At 61.4% G+C, this 2,083-nt stretch carries 2 protein-coding genes and 1 pseudogene; all 3 read right to left on the bottom strand.

The window, feature by feature from the left end; genetic code table 11:
- Window positions 1–19: 19 nt before the first annotated feature.
- Window positions 20–774 (bottom strand): IS5 family transposase gene (locus Q8M85_RS03050; protein WP_305540091.1). Its coding sequence is split into 2 segments (ribosomal slippage): window positions 20–441 and window positions 441–774, totalling 756 coding nucleotides; the frame shifts between segments, so codons are not numbered across the junction.
- 56 nt (window positions 775–830) lie between these two features.
- Entirely contained in the window at window positions 831–1,121 is a 291-nt protein-coding gene (locus Q8M85_RS03045; protein WP_305540088.1) for a hypothetical protein, read from the bottom strand.
- Window positions 1,122–1,222: 101 nt separating this feature from the next.
- Window positions 1,223–1,992 (bottom strand): annotated as a pseudogene (locus Q8M85_RS03040) (IS5 family transposase).
- Window positions 1,993–2,083 lie beyond the last annotated feature (91 nt).

The raw sequence follows: 2,083 nt of genomic DNA, 5'->3' as shown, positions 1-2,083 counted from the left end.
TAGGCTCAGGACTCATTGATCAGAGCCAGAAGATGACGGTTGCGGCGATGCAGATGGCCGACATGAATGTGTGGGCGCAGCGGTCGTAGCGGGTGTGGATGGGGCGCCAGTCCTTGAGGCGTCCGAACATATTCTCGATCTTGTGGCGCAGACGATAGACGGTCGGATCGTATCCGACCGGCATCCGCCGGTTGGACCTCGAAGGGATGCAGGGGACGATGCCGCGTTGCTTGAGGGCGGTGCGGAACCAGTCGGCATCATAGCCCTTGTCGGCGAGCATGGTCCCGGCGTCCGGGATGGCATCGAACATCAAGGCAGCGCCCTTGTAGTCGCTCATCTGGCCTTCGCTGAGCAGCATGACCAGCGGTCGGCCCTGGCCATCGCAGACGACATGCAGCTTTGAGTTCAAGCCGCCCTTGGTGCGCCCGATACGTCTGGGAACAGCCCCTTTTTGAGAAGACTTGCCGCAGTCCGGTGCGCTTTGAGGTGGGTCGCATCGATCATCAGCCGCTCGGACCTGCCGCCCTTGGCCGCCAGTTCGGCGAAGATGCGGTTGAACACCCCCAGCCGGCTCCAGCGCACAAAGCGGTTGTAGATCGTCTTGTGCGGTCCGTAGTCCTTCGGCGCATCGCGCCAACGCAGCCCGTTCCTGATCACGAAGATGATGCCGCTGATCACCCGCCGGTCATCCACCCTGGGCACACCGTGCGACACAGGAAAACACGGCTCGATCCGGCGCATCTGCGCCGCCGACAACCAGAACAGATTACTCATGGCAGCGCCCCCTTGCGACGCCACTGAATCAGAACCCCGTTGCCATGTGAATCCCTTTAATGGGTCCTGAGCCTAGTCACAGTCTCGAGGTAGCCCGACGCGTCGTACGTATAGTCGATCGTATCGCCGGTGCCCGATAGTGGACCATCGACGCTCTCCAGCAGGCCATCGGCTGTGTAGGTGTAGGTCCAGGATCGCGTCTGGCCATTGGTGGCGTAGGGCAGGCTGTGTGAAGTGGTGTCGGTTTGCGTAAAGGTGCTCAGCCGCCCTGCCAAATCGTAGGTATAATCGGAGGAAAGACCCGGAGCATCGACGCTCGCCAGTTGGTGGTCGCTGGTCCAGGTCATGTCGGTCTGCCGGGCGTCGGCCGTGCCGAATGCCTCGATGGTCTGCGTCGGCCAACCGTCTGCGTTGCGCTGGTACTTGGTAACGCGGCCTTCTTCGTTGGTTAGGTCGTGTGGACAAAGTGCCTGACCCACAACCGGATTGAAGCAACGAGAACGAAGCCGAGGAAGCTATCGGCGGTCTTATCGTAACGTGTGGCTAGGCGACGGCTATGCTTGAGCTTTGAGAAGCATCGCTCGACCAGGTTTCTCAAAGCGTAGATGTGGCCGTCGATGACCGGCTGAACCTTGCGGTTTCGCTTGGCCGGGATGACGGCGGCGACGCCGCGAGCCTCCAGATCGGCCAGGATGAAGTCGGCGTCGTATCCCTTGTCGGCGAGCAGGACGCAGGGCCGTGGGCCTGGTTGGTCCATGATTGGCGCGTAGCCTTTCACATCGGAGACCTGTCCGCCGCTCAGCGTGACTGCGACAGGGAGGCCGAGTGCATTGCTGCGGAGATGGATCTTGGTCGAGAAGCCACCACGAGAGCGGCCAAGACCCTGGTCCGCATCCCTTTTTTTAGCGCGCCGGCGGCGTGCTGATGGGCGCGGATGATGGTGGAATCGATCATCTGGACGCTGTCGTTGCCCGCACCGGTCTCGTTCAGTGCCTCCAGCATCACGTCCCAGATCCCCGCCTGCGTCCAGCGCCGGAACTGGCGATAGACTGAGTTCCATGTGCCGAAGTGGCTGTGTAGATCCCGCCAGGCAGTCCCCGTCCGTGCTATCCAGAACACCCCGTCCAGCACCAACCGATGGTCACGCGGCCGCCGACCTCGCCTCGGACCTTTCTCGACCACGAACGGTTCGAAGAACGCCCATTCTTCGTCCGACATCAACCCGCGAACCAACGCCGCTCTCCGCAAAAGAACAGCCTTGAATCAGTCAGTTGCTGATTTGGGAATCCTCTTTGTCCACACGGCCTAG

The organism is Tabrizicola sp. (genome assembly GCF_030694085.1).
Lineage (GTDB): Bacteria > Pseudomonadota > Alphaproteobacteria > Rhodobacterales > Rhodobacteraceae > Tabrizicola.
The sequence above is the reverse complement of the archived record's forward strand: the minus strand, read 5'-3'. Positions and strand labels throughout refer to the sequence as shown.

Bases quoted from the DNA above. Each gene is read 5' to 3' on its own strand.
- Q8M85_RS03045 (WP_305540088.1), bottom strand. From the start codon at position 1,121: ATGACCTGGACCAGCGACCACCAACTGGCGAGCGTCGATGCTCCGGGT.